General features: G+C 64.6%; 8 protein-coding genes. 3 read left to right on the top strand and 5 right to left on the bottom strand.

Translation table 11 applies throughout. The annotated features are described in order from the left end of the window. Window positions 1-20 precede the first annotated feature (20 nt). Together ACIPHN_RS09690 and ACIPHN_RS09685 are read right to left on the bottom strand one after the other, a co-directional pair. Window positions 21-4,571 (bottom strand): OmpA family protein, encoded by a 4,551-nt coding sequence (locus tag ACIPHN_RS09690; RefSeq protein WP_400435619.1) that lies wholly within the window; start codon window positions 4,569-4,571, stop codon window positions 21-23. Next, window positions 4,568-12,157 (bottom strand): SdrD B-like domain-containing protein, encoded by a 7,590-nt coding sequence (locus ACIPHN_RS09685; RefSeq protein WP_400435618.1) that lies wholly within the window; start codon window positions 12,155-12,157, stop codon window positions 4,568-4,570. Before ACIPHN_RS09685 ends, ACIPHN_RS09690 begins: the two co-directional genes overlap by 4 nt. A 927-nt stretch (window positions 12,158-13,084) precedes the next feature. Between ACIPHN_RS09685 and ACIPHN_RS09680 the strand changes: the two genes are divergently transcribed. Next, entirely contained in the window at window positions 13,085-13,489 is a 405-nt protein-coding gene (locus ACIPHN_RS09680; RefSeq protein ID WP_400435616.1) for a response regulator, read from the top strand. Window positions 13,490-13,513: 24 nt separating this feature from the next. Then, window positions 13,514-13,714: a hypothetical protein gene (locus ACIPHN_RS09675; protein WP_400435615.1), complete on the top strand. Its 201-nt coding sequence runs from the start codon at window positions 13,514-13,516 to the stop codon at window positions 13,712-13,714. A 132-nt stretch (window positions 13,715-13,846) separates the two neighbouring features. On the opposite strand, the gene ACIPHN_RS09670 is transcribed toward ACIPHN_RS09675, so the two are convergent. From ACIPHN_RS09670 to ACIPHN_RS09660, 3 genes are all read right to left on the bottom strand, one after another. Continuing rightward, window positions 13,847-15,781: a putative bifunctional diguanylate cyclase/phosphodiesterase gene (locus tag ACIPHN_RS09670; RefSeq protein WP_400435614.1), complete on the bottom strand. Its 1,935-nt coding sequence runs from the start codon at window positions 15,779-15,781 to the stop codon at window positions 13,847-13,849. 203 nt (window positions 15,782-15,984) lie between these two features. After that, window positions 15,985-16,836, bottom strand: coding sequence for an IclR family transcriptional regulator (locus tag ACIPHN_RS09665; RefSeq protein ID WP_400435613.1), 852 nt, complete (start codon window positions 16,834-16,836; stop codon window positions 15,985-15,987). Further along, on the bottom strand, window positions 16,836-17,606 hold the full coding sequence (locus ACIPHN_RS09660; protein ID WP_400435611.1) for an IclR family transcriptional regulator: 771 nt from the start codon (window positions 17,604-17,606) through the stop codon (window positions 16,836-16,838). The genes ACIPHN_RS09665 and ACIPHN_RS09660 overlap by 1 nt, the downstream gene beginning before the upstream one ends. Window positions 17,607-17,892: 286 nt before the next feature. Between ACIPHN_RS09660 and ACIPHN_RS09655 the strand changes: the two genes are divergently transcribed. Next, the gene (locus ACIPHN_RS09655) at window positions 17,893-18,852 is read left to right on the top strand and encodes an MBL fold metallo-hydrolase (RefSeq protein WP_400435609.1); all 960 of its coding nucleotides are present in this window, start codon (window positions 17,893-17,895) and stop codon (window positions 18,850-18,852) included. Window positions 18,853-18,874: the final 22 nt, after the last annotated feature.

The raw sequence follows: 18,874 nt of genomic DNA, 5'->3' as shown, positions 1-18,874 counted from the left end.
TTCCTTGTGCGTGCGCCTGCTCAGAAGGTCGCCAGCGCATTGAGGAACCAGCCACGGCTGCGATACGACATGTCGGTCAGGTTGTCGGAGAAGTCGGTGAAGTTGTAGCCCACCCCCATCTTGACGTTCTCGTTGACGTGGCGATACACGCCCACCAGGAAGCCTGAACGTGCATCGCCGGCTTCCTTGGCGGCCAGCCTGCGCGCTTCCACCAGCGCATCCCACTCCTTGACGATGTGCAGGTCGGCCCGCAGCACCCACAGGTCGGCGCGACTGGAGAACCAGTCACCCGAGGTCTTGGTCAGGCTCAGCTGGCCCAGGCGCATGCCGTACTTCACCCCCAGCGACAGCCAGGGCAGGACATCGTAGGTGGTGTCGATATTGAAGACCTGGCTCTTCTGCGCATAGTCGAGCGCGCCACCGGTGGTGGACGTGCTGTAGGCACTGCCATCGACCTGGCCGGCCGAGGGCACGTTGTAGAAGTAGGTGTACTTGACCAGGGTATTCCAGCGGTCATTGTCGACCGGACGATAGGCTGCGCCCACCACGGTTTCGCTATAGTCGCCATCGTAGAACGCCCCCTGCGAATTGCTGCTGCGCGAGAGGTTGAACTTGCCCAGCAGGCGCCAGGACGGATTCAGCTGGTACTGCGCCTGGTTCTTCCACAGCCAGGTACGGCGATTGATGTTGGTGGCCGTGCCGCTGCAGTTGCCCGAGGCGTCGTTGGTCACGCAGGTACCGCTGACCGTGCCCAGCGTGGTGCTGCGGTCCATGCGGTACTCGATGGCGCTGGTGTATTTCAGGCCATCCTTCTTGAAGGCGGCCGACAGGCCCACGGCATCCCGCTTGATGTCGCCCGAGAGCGGATCGGACAAGGTACCGGTCTCGTACTTGCTACCGAAGGTCCAGCGCGTATCCGGCGCATAGTCGACGCCGAAGGCATGGGTCAGGCTCTTGGGACCGGCTCCCTCGGACCAGCGCGACTCGGCGAAGGTGCCGACCTGGTCGTTGAGGCGATAGTGGGTCCCGGAGGTCAGCGTGCCCTGGCGGCCGGCGTAGTTGCTGTCGGCGCTTTCGGTTTCCATCGTATAGGTCAGGTAGACCGTGCTGCGCTCGTCGACCTGGTAGTCGCCCGACAGGCGCCCGCCCATGCCGCCATCGCCACCCGAGGCTTCCGCGCCCAGGCGCAGCTTGTCGGTGACGCGCCAGCTGCCGCCGATACCGGCGCGATCGTTGTCGCTACGGTTGCCGCTGCGGCTGGCCGTGCCCTGCACGAAGGCATAGCTATCCCAGGGCTTGTACTGCAGGCCGGGCACGCGCGCAGCGGCCACGCCGGCGGCGGCGGTGGCATCGCTGGGGCTGCGCATCTGCGCATTGCCGTTGGCCGAGACACCGGTGGTGGGGACGATGGACGACGCCGGGCCATTGCCGCCCGGCGTGAGCAGGGCCTGGCCACTGGCCGAGGGCGCGCTGCCGTCGCCGATGGCAGTGGCCGGCACCGTCTCCACCAGCGCCTTGCCGGCGTCCTTGCCCGGTTCTGCCCCCTGCTGGCGTGCCGCTTCCATGGCGGCTGCCTTCTCGGCCTCGCCGTCCTCCAGCGGACGATAGTCGACGCGCGCGATCACGTCCATGCGCGAACCATTCTGCGACAGCAGGGAACTGGCATTGTTGACCACGCCGGTCGGATTGATGCCGTTGCGATTGTCCTGCCGTACTCCCACCGACACACCCCACTGCGCATCGATCTTGTGGCGCAGCGCCGCTTCGCTGGAATTGGCGCTCTGGCTGGCGGTACTGTTGACCTGCTCGCGCCGGTCCACCTTGGCCGCCAGCTCGGTGCGATCATCCACCGGCACCACCGCCGTCATGCCCTTCTGCGACAAGCCGTCGCCGCTGGGCAGGGTCGCGCCGGGGCCGGAGAAATTGGGATCGCGCTCCTGCCAGTAGCCGGTCAGACGGCCCTTGAAACTGCTGACATCGCCCAGGTCGATGGCGGTATCGATACGGCGCGCCGTGGCGCCATCGCCGGTGGCCTGGTTGGCCACGAAATCATAACCACCGGTCATCGAGCTCAGGCTTTCGCTGCCGATGCCCGAGGAGCGGGCCAGTTCGCCCTTGATCCAGGTAGCCGGGGTATAGCGATAGGTGGCATCCACGCCCTTGAGGTTCTGCTGGTTGCTCTCCTCGCCCTGGCGATACAGGGTGGTCCCCACGCGCAGGTGGTCGTCCAGCCAGTGGCTGGCGCGCAGGCCGATGGCGCTGGAGCTGACCTCGGTCAGGCCCGGCACGTATTCGTAAGTGGTGATCAGGTAGACCGGATTGCCATTCACGCTGGCGGTCTGCACCAGCGTACTGCCATCGGTGGTCGACGGCAGCGCGGCGCGCAGGGTGACCCGGCCCTGCAGGTAGTTGACCTCGTAGTCCTGCGCGGGTGTCAGCGGCGTACGCTGCAGCACCAGGCCGGAATCCTTGTCGCGCACTTCCACCCACAGGCGTTCCGAACCTTCGGTCAGGTTCAGGTGATGCAGGTAATACAGCGAACCACCGGTGCCACGGAATTCCTCGCGCGATTGCAGCGTACCGGGGTCGGCCACGAAGGCGTTGACGCTGGTGCGCTTCTCGCCGTAGCGGGTGGTGTCCTTCGAATTCCACACCAGGTTGGCACCGTACAGGCCGCGACTGAACTGGGTCAGCTCGGTGCCGGTCCAGGCGGTCTGGAAGTTACCCCACATGACGTAGGAGCTATCCTTCTCCAGCTTGACGAAGAAGCGGCCCTGGGTCGGTGCATCATCGGTAATGGTGCTGTCGTCACCGTAGACCGGATAGTAGCGATTGGGATCGATACGGCGCAGCAGGTAGTTCGGATCCTTGGTCTGGAAATTCGAGAACAGGTCGCGCAGCGGCTGCTCGCCGGTATCGGCGCTGGCCGTCAGCAGGTATTCGCCCTTGATCTTGCCCTTGAGGTAGAAGGCGCCACGGCCATCGACCCAGGTCGAATTGTCGTAGTGGCTGGTATCGGTGGTGACCAGTTGCGCCGGACCGGTGGTGCGATCCTGGCCCACGGTCAGGTCGCCCACGGCGAAATAGAACCAGTCCGTATCGGCCACCGACAGGTTGCGCCGGAAGATGGCGGTCTTGCCATCGGCATGGCGCAGCGCTACCTCGACCTGGTGCGGACCCGGCGGCAGGATCTGGCGCATGACGAACTTGCCCTGCTCATCCACCGGGATGGGCATGCCCATGGCGGCGATGCTGTCGCCGTTCTGTACGTGCTCGCCGCTGATGGTGACCGAGCCGCCGCGCGCCGGGATATTGCGCAGGGACAGGCTGGATTCGCCATAGCCGGCCAGTTGCTCGCGCCGCAGGTGTTGCGCATCCGGGGCGGGCCCGGCACGCTCGGCCAGGCGCAGCGGCTTCATCAGGGTTTCGTCGAAGTTGCCGTCCTGGTCGATCACGCGCACCAGATAGCTCAGCTCATCGGGGGCATTGGCCGGCGCCTGCCACTGCACGGCATTGCCGGGCGCGAACGGCACCACGGCCAGCGGTGTCTGCTGGGCATTCTGGCCCTTGGCGAAGATGCGCAGCTCGGCCTTCTTCTGCCACCACAGGTAGTTGCTCCAGGTACCGAAATAGAGTTCGCGATTGCGCGCAACAGTGCTGGGCGCCACCCACACATTGAGGGCCGGCACGGTATTGAGCGGATCGAACTTGATCTGGATATCGGCCTTTTCCAGCGCCACGTCGACGCAGCGCTGGCGGTCGGCCTCCTGGACGCGATGCGTCAGGTCCACCGGCTGGCCGTCGATGGTCACCGAGAACGGCATGTCGCTGGCGACCGGATTGACGGCGCAGGCATCGTTGTCGACACGCTTTTCGCGGCTGACCGCTACCGGCTCTTCGCGATACCACACGCGCAGCTCGACACGGCGGTTGCGGGCCATGCCCTCGGCGCTGTCGTTGCCGGCTACTGGCTGCGACTCGCCCCGGCCGGCCACCGTGAAGGCCTCGGCCGGCAATTGCAGGCGCTGCCGCAGGAAAGCCGCCACCGCCAGCGCCCGCCCCTGCGAGAGTGCCTGGTTGGTCGTATAGGGCGAGCGTACGATGCGCTGGCTATCGGTATGGCCGATGACTTCGATATGGAGATCGCGCTTGCCCTGCAGCGACGCGGCCAGGGTGGACAGCATCGCCACCGAGCGCGGTGTCAGTTCGGCACGGCCGGAGGCGAAGTAGCTGCCACCGGCATCGTCCTTCATCTTCATTTCGCCTTGCGCCTGCCCTTGTGGCGCGACGGTTTCCAGCATGATGCGCTGCTGGCCATCGGTCAGCGCCGAGGGCGAGAGGGCATCGAACTGCGACGACTGGGTCTCGGTATTGGGTGCCACGGCCTCGATCAGCGTGCGGCTGCGGTCGAGCATCTTGCCGCGCAGTGCGGCGCCATTGTCCGGGGCAGTCCCCTGCTTGGTTTCCTGTGCGGCGACCGGCAGGCAGACCAGGCCTGCCGCGCTCAATGTGACGGCCAGCTTCTTGGCGCGCAGCGCGGCAACCTGGGTTGGGCGGCGTCCTGTTTTCATTGTGCATCCTCGATTTCGATGTTCAGCGTATAAGCCCCCTTCTGTGCGTGCCAGTCATCCTGGATGCGCTGGCGTATCGCTTCCATGCGCGCTCGCACCAGGTCGCCGGCGACGCCGCCGCGCTGGTAGGCCAGGCGCACCACGGAGGGACGCTGCTTGAGTTGTTCGGGCAGGGCCGCCATCTGCTGCTGCCATTGCGGCTGCAGTGCGGTCTGGCCATCGACGAAGGCGGCATCCGACAGTTCCAGGCGCACCACGCGATGGATCGTTGCGCCGAAATTGAGCTTGGTGACCTTGCCGCGGGTGATCCGTACATCGCGCGGGTTCTCGGTAGTGAGGCGATAGCCGCTGGGCAGCGTGCGTTCGTCGAGCTTCATCACGAAGTTGGAGCCACGATCCTGGTTGGGGATGTCCGGGCAAGGCACGTGGAAGCGTCCTTCCGAATCGGTCATCACCAGCAGGCCACGCGGAGTCACCACGCGCACCGCCGGAATGCCGGGCTCGTCCTGGTCCTGGTAACCGTTGGCGTTGCGGTCATCGAAGACCTTGCCGATGATGTCCGGGCAGTCGAAGGTCGGATCAGGCACGATGCGCACCTGGGCCTCGGCGATACGGGAGAGCAGCGTATTGCTGCTGTTGGCGGCCCAGGCCTGGTTGGTGTAGGTGCCGTCGCCCACGCCGGTGCCGACCACCAGGATCAGGCGATAGACCTTCTTCTCGTTGGCGGCGAAGTTCTGGCCGGTCCAGCTCAGTGTGCGACCGCTGACGGCAGGCTCGGCGCGCGTACCGTTGTAGGTGGCGCTGCCGCTGCGGTACTTGAAGCCGGCCGGGATCTGGTCACGCACGGTCACCCCCGCGATGGCATAGGCCTTGTTGTTGATGGCCGTGATGGTGTACGGCACCAGGTCGCCACGCGAGACGTTGATCATCGGCGTGCTCTTGATGACGGTGATCACGTCGCTGTTGCCCGGATCCAGCGGGATATGGTTGTTGAGGATGTCCGACGAGGCCGCGCTGATGAAGAAGCTCAGGTAGTACTGCGTGGTGGCGGCGCCACCGGCGACGATGCCCACGCAGGCGGCCGGGTTGGCCAGCGCCACCGAGGTCGCCGGGGCGGTATTGCTGGCCTGGACCAATGCCGGATTGGGGACGGCACCCACGGTGACCGTGCCATTGCAGGCCGGCATGCTGCCGGAGACGCCCGGCAGGTAACCGGCGGGACTGGTCACGGTCAGCGTATAGATGCCGGCCGGGAAGGCGTTCTGCAGCAGGAACTGGTAGAAGCCGTCGCTGCCGGTCACCTGGCTGGCACTGCCGCCCACCAGGTTGACCGCCGGATTGAAACCAGCCGGGCCGGAGATGGTCACGGTGGCGCCCGCCACAGGCTTGCGGCTCTGCGAGTCATACACCACGCCGGAGGGATCCAGCGGCAGGTTCTGTTCCACCACCTGGTCGGCCGCCGCCAGCGTGATGCCGGTGATGGTGCCACCGGTATTGGTGGTGCCACGGTTGTCACCCGAGGTCGGCGTCTGCGGTAACACATTGCCGTTGCGCGAGAAGCTGATCATGAAGTTGCTGCCGGTCGGCAGGCCCGAGACTTCGTAGCCGGGGCAATGCAGATTGTCGAACTGGTAGAAGCCATTGGCATCGGTGGTGACCGTGCAGATCAGGGTACCGGCCCGGGTCAGCGTGACGGTCCATCCGGCCACACCGGCGGAACTGCCATCGTTGGCGCGCACGCGGGTATGGCTGCTGTCCAGATAGACGTAACCGTTGACGATGGGCGGACGCAGGGTCAATGCGCCCCCCTCGCCGAAGTTGTAGTTCTGCAGGTTGTCACCGGCCAGCACGACCACGCTGCGGATGATGTCGGTGTTGTTGGACAGCACCGGCTTGGTCGAGGCCAGCACACCCGGATTGCCGGCGGCAATGGTGGTGCGACCATCGGCATACAGGGCCGGCTGGACTTCGGTGATGGTGTAGCCGCTGGCATTGCTGGGCTGCAGGTTGCTGAAGCTGTAGCTGCCATCGGCGGCGGTGGTGGTGACCAGATTCACGGCATTGCCGTTGGCATCGGTGCCACCCAGCTTGACGGTGACGCCGGCGATACCGGATTCACCGGCATCGACCACGCCATTGCCGTTGGTATCCACATACACCTTGCCCGCGACCACGCCCACCAGGATAGGCACTTCGGCGAAGTTGTTGTCCACCGAGGTGGTATTGAGACCGGTCAGGTTGATGCCGGCAATGGCCGATGGCACGGTGGCCACCGGCGTGGCCGTTCCACCCGTGCTGCCGGCCGTGGTGATGCCGTTGCTGGTGCGCGGCGGCTGGGTCGGTTCGGTCACCGTGTAGCTGCCTTCGGGCAGGCCGGCGAAGCTGTAGCGACCATCGGCGCCGGTGGTGGTGGTCTTGCTCACCGGGTTGCCGTTCACATCGGTGCCGCTCAGGTTGATGGTCACGCCCGACAGGCCGCTATCGCTGTTATTGAACAGGCCATCATTGTTGCCGTCGGCGAAGACACGACCCATGATCTGGCGCCCACTGGGGACTTCGGCGAAGTTGTTGCCGCTGGTGTCGGTACCCGGCGGCAGCACGATGCCGGAGATGCGGCTCGGTACGGTGGCCGGTCCGGTCACGCTGCCCGCGCTGCCGCCATTGCCGACCGTACCGGCGATGGTCAGGCCGTTGGCGGTATCGGCCGGCTGGGTCGGCTGCAGCACCGAATAGGTGCCAGCGGTCAGATTGGTAAAGGAATAGGCGCCATTGGCATCGGTAGTGGTACTGGCCACGACGGTGCCGCCGGCATTGAGCAACTGGATGGTCACGCCAGCCAGGGGCGTATCGGCCAGGTCCTTGACGCCGTTGTTGTTCTGGTCGAGGAAGACGATGCCCGAGATCGACGAAGGCGCGACTTCGGCGAAGTTGTTGTTCGGCGAGGACGACACCTGGCCACTGCCATCGCGTTGCAGGACGATGCCCGAGATACGGCTGGGCGTGACCGCCACCGCCGTGGCGGTACCAGGCGTACCGCTGCCACCGGTAATGGTGCCGGCGGTGGTGATGCCATTGTTGGTGCCGGCCGGCTGGTTGGGCTCGGTGAGCATGTAGTTGCCGGCGTACAGGCCGGTGAAGGCATAGTTGCCCAGCGCATCGGTCAAGGCCTGGCGGCTGACCGTGGTGTCGTCAGCGGTATTGGGAATGCCGTCCGGGCCATAGCTGGTGCCGGTGAGCTGCACCACGACGTTGGCCAGGCCGGTATCGATGCCCTGTTCGAAGCTGCCATTGGGAACCACATTGTTGTCGCGGAAGACCTTGCCCGAGACATAGCCCAGCGGGCTGATGGTCAGGTTGGCACTGGCCGGCTGGATGTTGTTGCCGGCGTTGGTCTTGAGCGCGGCCGAGGCGATGAAGTTGTTGTAGCTGCCCGCCGTGGTGCCGGTCACATCGACGGTGATGGTGCAACCACCGGCCGGAATGGTCGAGCCGCTGCTGTAGCTGATGCTGCCCGCGCCGGCCATGGCCGTCACGCGTGCGGTGGTGCAGCTGCCGCCCAGGTTGGGCGTGGCGGCCACCACGATGGGGCCGGGCGAGGTCGGCAGGGTATCGACCAGGTCTGCGCTCAGCGTGGCCGCGACCGCATTGGTATTGCCCAGCACGATGGTCAGCGTCGAGACACCGCCGGAGGTGATCGAGACGGGATTGAACTGCTTGTTCACCGACGGCGGATCCAGCAGGGTCAGCGTGGCGCTGGCCGGGTTCTGGTTGGTCACGCCTTCCTTGCTGGTGAGGCCGCCGGCCGCAATGGTATTGGTATAGATGCCGGCGATATTGCTCACCACATCGAACTTGACCACGCAGGAACCATTGGCGGGAATGGTGGCGCCAGTCAGGGCCACCGAGGTCGCCGACACCGGCGCGCTCACAAAGCCGCCCGCGCAGGTGGTCGAGGCATTGGGCGTCTGCGCCACCACCAGATTGGCAGGCAGGTTATCGGTGAGGGCCGACGCCGTCAGCGCGATGGCGTTGGGGTTGCTGATGGTAATGGTGGCCGTGGAGGGCGTACCCGGCGACACCTGGGTCGGCGAGAAGGACTTGGCAATCACGGCCGGCACGCGTGCCTGCACGGTGGCGCTGGCCGGGACCGGGTTGCTGGCGGTGCCGGTACCGATGGTGCCGGTGACCTGGCCGGCGGCAATCACGTTGACATAGCTGCCGGCCGCCGCCACCAGGACATCCACTTCGGCGATGCAGCTCTGCGACACACCGCTGGACGCCGCGGGCAGCGAGGCAGCGCTGACCTGCACCTGCGCACTGGTGGTCGAGATAGTCGCACCGCTACAAGTGGTGCTGGCATTCGGGTTGGCGGCCACGGTCACGCCCGCGGGCAGGTTGTCGATGGCCGCCAGGTTGGTCAGCGGCAGGGCCACGGCGTTGAGCAGGGTCAGGCGCAGACGCGAGATGCTGCCGGGTGTCACCACCTGGGGCGTGAAGGACTTGGTCACGCCGATATTGCCGCTGGCCGACAGGCTGGTCACGGTCGCGGTGGCATTGGTGATGGCCTGATCGTTGACGATGGCCCCGGCGGGAATGGTGTCCTGCACGGTGCCGGTGGTGATCATGGTCACATTGGCCGTGATGGTGCAGCTCTGGCCGGCGGCCAGGTTGGCATTGGCGAGCACGATGCTGGTGCCATCACTGCCAGCGCTGACGATGCCGCCCTGGCAGGTCGTCGCCAATGCCGGCTGCGACGACAGTTGCATGCCGGTCGGCGTGCCGTTGGCGATACCGCCGACGGTGAAGTAGTTGGCCAGCTTCAGGCCGGTCAGGTTCAGCGAGCCGCCGTTCTGGATACTCACCGTCAGCACGCTGGACTGGCCCGGTGCCGACAGGTTGTTGGGATTGGTATTGTTGGTGACCGACACGGCACCGCTGGTGCTGTTGTTCAGCGTAGCGGTGACGGCGGTGGTATTGCGCACGCCACCGGTGGCCGTCACGTTACCCACCGGGATGGTATTGACCCAGGCCGCCGCACCGGTGCCGGTGACGTCGAAGAGGAAGTCGCAACGCCCGCTCGGGGGCAGCACCACGCCGGCAATCGATGCACTGGCAGCGCCGGCCACGGCCGTGATGCCGGGTGTGCCAGCGCAGGTGCTATAGGCATTGGTGGGCGAGGCCAGCGTCATGTTGGCCGGCAGCGGGTCGATGGCGCTGACATTGTTCAGGGTGCCGGTGCCGATGTTGGCCAGCGAGATGCGCACGGTGGAGCGGCCACCGGCGCTGATGGTGGCCGGATTGAAACTCTTGGATGCCTGCAGGGCCGCGCCGTAGACCAGCGACGCCGACACCGGGCCGGGGCTGGACAGGTTGGCTACGCTGCCATCGGCAAAGGTGGACGAACCGGTCAAGGCACCCGCGGCCAGCGTATTGACATAGGTATCGGCCGGACCGATCACCTTCACCTGCACCTGGCAGGTGGTATAGGCCCCGGTGCCGTTGCTGCTGCGACCGGCCAGCGACCCGCCGGCCAGCGAAATGCTGTTCGAGCCCGGCGTGGCGGTGACGGTACCGCCATTGCAGCTGGTCGAGGCATCGGCCGGATTGGCCACCACCAGCTGGTTGTGACCCGTGCCCACGGGCAGGAGATCGGTGAACTGCAGGTTGCTGATGGTATTGGCAGTGGTATTGGTGACGGTCAGCGTCAGTACCGACACGGTCCCCTCGAAGGCATTGGAGGGATTGAAGATCTTGCCGATGGTCAGGGCATCGACCACCGTGATGCCGGCGTTGGCGGTGTTGGAGTTGCTGGTGCCGCCGTTGCCGACCGAGCCGGCGGGGAGCCAGTTGGTGACGCTGGTGGCGCTGCTGGCATTCTTGGGCAGCATGGCCCAGAAGGTCAGCACGCACACGCCAGGTGACGCACCCGAACCGGCCGGCAGGTTGCCGATGGTGAAGTGCAGGTCGTTGTTGGTCGGCGAGATATCGTTACCGGTCAGCGTACATGCGGTGCCGGCAATCGAAGGCGCCGGCGAGGACAGGCCAACCATGCCGGCCGGCAGCGTGTCATGCACCACCACATTGCTCTTGGCGCCCGACGAATAATTGTTGACCGTCACCGTATAGCGGATCGGGTTGCCCGGCGCCACGTACTGCGGCGTGGCGCTCTTGCCCACCAGCAGCTGGTCCACCACGGTCACGCTGTGGGTGGCCATCTGGCTGACCACGCCGGAGCCACCGGTATTGACCGCGCCTTCGGCGATGGTATTGGTATAGGTCTGGGGCGTGCCGGGTGTCCCCACCGTACCGCTGAAGGGGACGGTGATGGTGCAGCTGGCGCCGGGCGCCAGCGAGCCGCTCCCGGTCAGGCTCACGCCATAGTTGCCGGCGGTCGGCACGACGCTGGCGGCCGGACAGGTGGTGGTCGGCGTGCCGACCTGCAGACCGCCACTGGCGATGTTGCCCACGCCATCAATGGGCGAGTCGCTCAGGCTCACCAGGGGAATGCTGGAGACCGTGCTGGCGTTGCGCAGCGTGATGGTCAGCGTCGCGTTCTGGTTGGCACTGATGGTGCCGGGCGAAAACTGCTTGGACACCTGCAGCAGCGACACCACCGACAGCGATGCAGTGGCATCGTTGGCCGGCACCAGGCCACGCTGGTTGCCGAAGTCGGCCGTGCGGCTGATGACATTGCTGACCGTGTTGCTGTAGTGGCCGGCGGTACTGGTGCCGATCACATCCACGGCCAGGGTACAACTGCCGCCAGCGGCCACCGAGCCGCCGATTCCCAGCAGACTGGTGGCGCCTGCGGCCGGGCTGAAGCCGGGCGCGCTGCCGCCACCGGTACATGTGGCCGAGGCATTGGGCGTGGCCGCCACCTGCAGGCCGGTCGGCAGGTTGTCGCGAATGGCGAAGGCCGGCGAATCGCCGGCACCATTGAGCGGCAGGACCACCCCGGCCGGATTGCTGATGACGATGGACAGGCGCACCTTGCCTTCATTGCTCAGTACGGTGGCCGCCGAGAAGCTCTTGCTGATGGTCGGCAGGGCGACGTTGTTGACGTTGATCGATTGCTGCGCCTGGTTGGCGTTGTTGACCGCATTGCCGCCATTGTCGGTACCGGTCACGGTATGCGCCGCGATGGTATTGACCGGCGCCGTCCCCACGGCCAGGGAGGTGACTTCGACTTCGATATCGCAGCGTCCATTGGCGCCGTTCAGGAGCGCGTCGGGCACACTGCCCCCCACCAGGGAAATCTGGCTGCTGCCCAGGGCGGCGCTGAGCGTACCGGCGGGCGCCGGGTTGACGTTGCCGCTGCCATCGGTACACGAGAAATTCTTCACGCCCACACCCGCCACCGTCAGGCTGCCGGGCATGGTATCGGTGAAGTTCACGCCGGTCACCGGACCGGAGGGATCGCTGTTGGTGAGCGTGATGCGGAACGCCGTGACATCACCCGGATTGATGGGATTGTTGTAGCCGGGCGCCACGCTCATGGAGACATCGAGCGCCGCCAGCGCCGGGGCAGCATAGGCCAGTGCGGCCAATGCCACCAGCGGCGCGGCCAGCGAAGAGCGGGAAGGCAACAGGCCAGCAAGGCGGCCCAACAGTCTGGAGTGGAACATAAGGGTACAGAGTCAATGGTGATCGAACCGACCATCTGGCCAGGTGCATACCCTGGCCTCCGACGGTCGCCCGCGCATCCTGGTTTTCCTTGGACGGCGCATTGTGATTTTTTTTGGCTCGCCAGTGCTGACAAATCACGACCCGATCTGACATGCTGTGACCAAGCCTGACATCCAGTGCCGGCGCGGCTTTCGGGCGTGCATACCCCTCCTCGCGAAGACCTGCTTCGCATGGATGACCGACAGCGGACGCACCTGCCCCGGACGGCTGGTCGACACAGGCGACGCAGCATCCCCGCACAGGTGGATGGATCAATTCAGCTCGGGATGGGAAGCCAGGCGGCAACGCCCGACACCCGCTACGCGCACGGCATCGGTGACGCCAGCGGCGCCACCCTCAACGGAGGGTGGGGTTCATTCCCAGCAGCGACGAGATTGGGCGGCCACCCGACTTGCCAGCGCCGCTTCCTCCCCCCGAGGAAATCCGGACATGACAGCGGTGACCGCCTCAACAGCTTTTGACCAACAATAACCATGTCTTTCACATGGTTTTATTTATTCTAACATTACTTATCTATTTGTCTACTCACAAAGACAACTTATTGATGATGACATGTGATTTTCATGAATAAACAGGCAAGATAAAAATACTGTTTTTGATTATTTCGATTTTTAATCAAGGAATATTTGTGCGAATCGCTACAGCTCGCATTGACAAGTAGAAATCAGACATTCCCGATTTAACGATGAAATAGTGAGCAAATACACTATACATAGTAACAATAAGGAAAACCCTGATAGAAGAGCGGGATGAAGACCCGGAAAATTGCCGGATACAAAAAATTGAATTCATCACTTATGATGAATTTACATCCTTCAGGAGTTCTCATGCCCCAGAATGACCAGCATTTCCTCGTCGTCGATGACTTTTCCACGATGCGCCGCATCGTCAATGCCCTGCTCAAGGAGCTCGAATTCAGCAAGAGCACCGATGCCGACGATGGCGCCAGTGCCTGGAAGATGCTCGAAGGCGGTACCGCCCCCATCAGCTTCGTCATCACCGACTGGAACATGCCCAACCTGGATGGCCTGCAGTTGCTCAAGAAGATCCGTGAGAGCAGCAAGTTCGCGCATCTGCCGGTACTGATGATCACCGCCGAGGCCAAGAAGGAAAACATCGTCGCCGCGGCCGAAGCCGGGGCCGATGGCTACATCGTCAAACCCTTCAATGCCGCCACGTTGGGCGACAAGATCCAGAAGATCCTGGCGCGTCGCGCCCAGCAAGCCCAATAGAACCCATTTGCCCGGACCTCTCCCATGACCGAAATCATCGATGAAATTGCCGTGAGCACGACCATCAATGGCACCGAATACGAGATCCAGAGCCGCATCGTCCAGCATCCGGACAAGGGCAGGATGTGCGAGTACCGCATCCTGCTGGGATCATCCATCATCCGCAACTGGACCGAGGGCGAGATCGATCCCTGCTTTGCCGCGGGGAAGATGCGCATGATCTGAGCACCAGGAGGAAACACGAGGAGCAAAGAGGGAAGAGGAAAGAGGGAGACGGGAGCAAAAAAGAAAAACAGCAGCAGGCAGGAACGCCATCGGCCATCCCTTAACGGATGGCCGATGGCGTTTTCATGTTGCCTATCCGTTGGCCGCCTGGCGTTGCAGCTCGCGATGCTGTGCCAGCCATCCCGCCACCTGCTCCTGCGGCAAGGGCCGGGCAAACAGGTAGCCCTGACCGTAGAGCGCGCCCAGCTCGGAGAGGATGGCCAGATGCTGCTCGGTCTCCAGCCCTTCCACCACGCAGGCCAGCGCCATGTCGTGGGTGAGCGCCAGCAGCGACTTGACGATCTTGTGGCTCACCGCATTGCGCTCGATATCGGCCACGAAGCTCTTGTCGATCTTGATGCGCGTCAGCGGCAGCGCATGCAGGTGGCTCAGGCTGGCATAGCCGGTGCCGAAATCGTCGAGCGTGATGCCGCATCCCAGCTGGCGCAGCGAGGTGATCATCTGGCGGGTCTTCTCCAGGTCCTGCAATACGGCCGTCTCGGTGATTTCCAGGTCCAGGCGCGCGGGAGAGAAGCCCGACTGCGTGATGACCCTGACGATCTCCGCCATGCCCTCGCTGGTATTGATGTCGTTGGCCGAGAGATTGAAGGACAGGCGCATCTCCTCGGGCCATTGCGCGGCGGCGGACAGCGCCTTCTTCAGCAGGGTCACGCTCAGCTGGTTGATGATGCCCATGCGTTCGGCCGCAGGAATGAACTCCACCGGCGAGATCACGCCACGGCTGCTGTGCTGCCAGCGCGCCAGTGCTTCGAAGGCGATGGGGGTGCGATCGGCCAGCCTGACGATGGGCTGGAAGAAGACCGACAGCTCGCGCTCGAAATCGGCCTGACGCAAGGCTTGCTCGATGTTGGCCTTGCGCTGGATCTGCTCCTTGTCCTGTTCGGAAAACAGCGTCACCGCCCCGCGCCGTTCGCGCTTGCCCTGGTAGAGCGCATAGTCGGCATGCTCGTAGAGTGCGGCGGCATCGCTGGCCATGTCGGGGAAGGTCGCCACCCCCACCGAGGCGGCAATCTGCACCGTGGCATTGGCCAGGCGGAACGGCTGACGCAGCTTCTCGCAGACCAGCCGGCCGATCTCGCGCAGGGCGTCGTCGCTAAGGTCGCGATCGATGATGATGGCAAACTCGTCGCCGCCGAGGCGGGCCAGGTGCAGATCCTCTTCGCGGCAGGTCGCCAGCAGGCGTTGCCCGACCACTTCCAGCAGATGGTCGCCATGGGCATGCCCATAGAGATCGTTGACGGCCTTGAAGCCGTCGAGATCGAGGATGGCGACCGCGAAGCGCTCCTGCCGCACCGAGGCGCGCGTGCAGATGTCATTGAGCTGGGTGAAGAACTTGCGCCGGTTGGGGATCTGCGTGAGCGAATCCACATTGGCCAGCTGCAGGTTCTCGTTGCTCAGTTGCGTCGTCTTGAGCTGGGCGTTGATCAGGCCGGTGAAATCGCGATAGTGACTGTTGACGATGACCAGCATGCCAATGGTCACCAGCACCACATTGAGGGCCGCCGCCACGAAGACCGGCGTATGGGTCGACAGGAAGAACACCGTAAAGATGCCATTGACGATGAATGCCGTGGTCAGGGCCGCCGAGCGCATGTACATCAGGCAGAAGATGCAGCAGACCACGGTGATGCCCATGTAGAAGGCCACGTGCGCCTGGGCGTAGGCATCGCCATAGGGAAACAGCAGCACCGACCAGATCGAGAAGCTCAGGGCGATCGGCGCCACCAGGAAATTGGTGCGCCTCAAGGCGTGCGCCGCCACCTGCGGCGTGGGATCGACATGGCGGCCACGCCACCAGAAGCTCAGGCGCAGCACGCACATTACCGTCAGGATGGCCGGGAAATACAGGCCCAGCCAGTGCGGTGCGAGATCCAGGTAGGTGTGCGCCAGCGCCCAGCTGTTGACGAGGAGGATGAGATACATCATCGGCATCTTGGCCGAGAATGCCTTGTACTGCGCCACCAGCAACTCGGGCTGGTCATCGACACGCCAATAGGCACGCAGCATGTTCGTCAACGCGGAGAGTCCCATCCTATGCCATTTCATCTGGACGTTGTTACCGGTTGCAGAGGCACCGGCTATCTATCAAGAAGTGAGGCATTATAGCGCCCGGCCATCCCGGCCAAACTCAGGAAAAGCCTGATTTCATGCGCCTTTACAGGCGTACAGAAAAATCCGCCAGCATTGCTTTTCAGCACTATTTCCACGCATCACGATGCCGCTCCGTCACCGCTCCCGATGATCGCGCCCAGACGCCATGACACGGCCTGGGCCGACGCCCGCAACAGGCGCGCGATCTGGCCATCGAGGTCGGTGTCGTAGCTGCCGCCACTGCCCATGACCGCCATCACCAGCGCCAGTTGCCCGGCATGGTTGAACACCGGCGCGGCCAGGGTGTTGATGCCCGGTACCGGACGCCCCAGTGCCTGGTCCATGCCCTGCGTGCGGATCTGCAGCAGGCGTTCGGCGTAGTCATGCCGCAGACTGCCATCGGCATTGCTGACCGTGCCCGGCTGCGCGCCTTCCATGCGGATCGCATCCATGGCCAGGGCACCGGCCAGCATGTCGGCCGGGAGATGGGCGGCGCACACGCGGCCGATGGCCGTATTGACCATCGACAGCACGGTGCCGATGCGCAGGCTCACGTGCTGCGGTCGCGAGGATTCTTCCAGCCTGACCACGGTAGGTCCCAGCGGCCCGACCACGGCCAGCGCCACCGACAAGCCCGTGGCCTGCGCCAGCGGCGCCACCTCCGCCTCGGCCTCGCGCAAGGGTGACAGGCGCTGCAGGGCTGCCAGGCCCAGCTCCAGGCTCAGGGGGCCGGGGAAGAAATTGCCGGCCTCGTCGCGCGCCAGCATGCCGATCTTCTGCAGACTCACCAGATGGGGAAAGGCCTTGGCCGCCGGCATGCCGGCCAGCCGCGCCAGGTCGCCCAGCGGCAGCGGGCGGGCGGCCAGCAGCAAGGCGTCCAGCAATTGGCCAGTGCTGTCCAGCGACTGGATGCCGCGCTGGCCACGGGCGCTCTCGGCTTCCTGGGCGAGCAGGTCGGGGGACGGATTCATTACGGGTTCTCCTTGAGCGTGGCGGCCATGGCCTCGATGGTCTGACGCAACTGGCGCGCCGCGCTGCCGCGCCAGCCAGCATCGATGGAACCGGTCGGGCCGATCACCGTCACCAGCAGCAGCACTTGTCCGGCCGCATCCAGCAACGGCATGCACAGGCTGCTCACGCCGGGACTGGGAGCATCGATGGCGCGTTCGATGCCGCGCTTGCGGATGGCATCGAGTTCTTCCAGGAAAGCCTTCCAGCGCGCGCGACCCGCACCCTGATGCTGTACCTCCCACAAGGGCTGCCACAGCGCCTGCGGCTGGAAGGCGCAATAGGCGCGGCCGGTGGCCGTCTCGCCCAGCGCCATGACGGTGCCCACGTGCAGGTTCACATGTAGGGGATTGCCGGCATGGGCGTAATGCACGATGGTCGGGCCTTCCGGCGTGGGCAGCGACACGGCCACGCTGTAGCCGGTCTCGGCGCTCAACTGCTGCACCTGCGGCATGGCGTGGCGATAGGCCGGTGCCTGCGTCAGGCGCGACATGCCCAGCCGCAGCGCCAGCGGCCCGGCCTCGTAGTGGCCCTCGCCCGGGGTGCGCTTGATCAGGCCCAGTCGCAACAGGCTCACCAGATAGGTATGCGCCTGTGCCGAGGACAGTTCGGCCGCCCCTGCCAGCTCCACCAGCGGCATGGGCTGGCGCGCTGCCGCCAGCGCCTGCAACAGGCGCCCGGCCACTTCCACGCTCTGGATTCCTCGTTGTGTCTTGGCAGGTGTTGCACTCATCCGGTGGTTCTTCCAGGTAACAGGCGATTGGATCAAGCCTGGATTCTAATGCATCGGGGTCCGCCGACCACGTTCCAGGGCCTCGGTGCAAAAAACATCAATTAATCCATGACAAGCATATTTGATATTGACTAATCAAAAAGCGCTGACTAAGATGCTCTCAACCTGAACCTTCCAGGCGATACAAGAACCGATCAGAACCACGACGACGTGGACGGAGACACCGCACGATGGCCCCCGCCATGTCTTCGCACGTCCCACCCCACTTACATTGAACGAGGCAGACATGGCCAAGGCATTTGCATCCCAGGCGGATCTTGAAGCGAAGAAGATCACCTTCGAACGTATTTCCGAAAACGCCTACGCGTACACCGCCGAAGGCGATCCCAATTCCGGCGTCATCATCGGCGACGACGGCGTGATGGTGATCGACACCACCGCCACGCCGGCCATGGCACAGGACCTGATTGCCCGCATCCGCAGCATCACCGACCTACCCATCAAGTACGTGGTGCTGTCGCACTACCACGCCGTGCGCGTGCTGGGTGCCTCGGCCTATTTCAAGGAAGGTGCCGAACAGGTCATCGCCAGCCGTGGCACCTACGAGATGATCGTCGAGCGCGGCGAGGCCGACATGAAGTCCGAGATCGAACGCTTCCCGCGCCTGTTCGCCGGTGTCGAGACGGTGCCCGGCCTGACCTGGCCGACCATGGTCTTCGAGCGCGAGATGACCATCTTCATGGGCAAGCTGGAAGTGAAGATCGCCCACCTGGGTGCCGGTCACACCAAGGGCGATACGGTGGTGTGGATCCCCGGCCAGAAGGTGCTCTTCTCGGGTGACCTGGTCGAATACGATGCCGCCTGCTACTGCGGCGACGCCCAGCTGGAGCAATGGCCGGCCACGCTGGATGCGCTGACCGCGCTGCAGGCCGAGGCCCTGGTTCCGGGTCGTGGCCCGGCGCTGCTGGGACGCGAACAGGTCGAGCACGGCCTGGCCTATACCAAGGATTTCGTCTCCACCCTGCTGCGCGCCGGCCGTGAAGCCGTGGCCGCCAAGATGGGCCTGAAGGAAGCCATGGTCCATGCGCGCAGCCTCATGGACCCCAAGTTCGGCCAGGTCTTCATCTACGAGCATTGCCTGCCCTTCGATGTCACCCGTGCCTATGACGAGGCCTCCGGCATCGTCCATCCGCGCATCTGGACCGCCCAGCGCGACCAGGAAATGTGGACGGCGCTGCAGGCCTGAGTCCAGGCCTGCCAGGATAGCG

The organism is Herbaspirillum sp. NPDC087042 (assembly GCF_044745245.1).
Classification (GTDB): domain Bacteria; phylum Pseudomonadota; class Gammaproteobacteria; order Burkholderiales; family Burkholderiaceae_D; genus Herbaspirillum.
Note: the sequence above shows the minus strand (reverse complement) of the source record. Positions and strands in the feature narration are given on the sequence as shown.

Bases quoted from the DNA above. Each gene is read 5' to 3' on its own strand.
- ACIPHN_RS09690 (WP_400435619.1), bottom strand. From the start codon at position 4,571: ATGAAAACAGGACGCCGCCCAACCCAGGTTGCCGCGCTGCGCGCCAAG.
- ACIPHN_RS09675 (WP_400435615.1), top strand. From the start codon at position 13,514: ATGACCGAAATCATCGATGAAATTGCCGTGAGCACGACCATCAATGGC.
- ACIPHN_RS09670 (WP_400435614.1), bottom strand. From the start codon at position 15,781: ATGCTGCGTGCCTATTGGCGTGTCGATGACCAGCCCGAGTTGCTGGTG.
- ACIPHN_RS09660 (WP_400435611.1), bottom strand. From the start codon at position 17,606: ATGAGTGCAACACCTGCCAAGACACAACGAGGAATCCAGAGCGTGGAA.
- ACIPHN_RS09655 (WP_400435609.1), top strand. From the start codon at position 17,893: ATGGCCAAGGCATTTGCATCCCAGGCGGATCTTGAAGCGAAGAAGATC.
- ACIPHN_RS09680 (WP_400435616.1), top strand. From the start codon at position 13,085: ATGCCCCAGAATGACCAGCATTTCCTCGTCGTCGATGACTTTTCCACG.
- ACIPHN_RS09665 (WP_400435613.1), bottom strand. From the start codon at position 16,836: ATGAATCCGTCCCCCGACCTGCTCGCCCAGGAAGCCGAGAGCGCCCGT.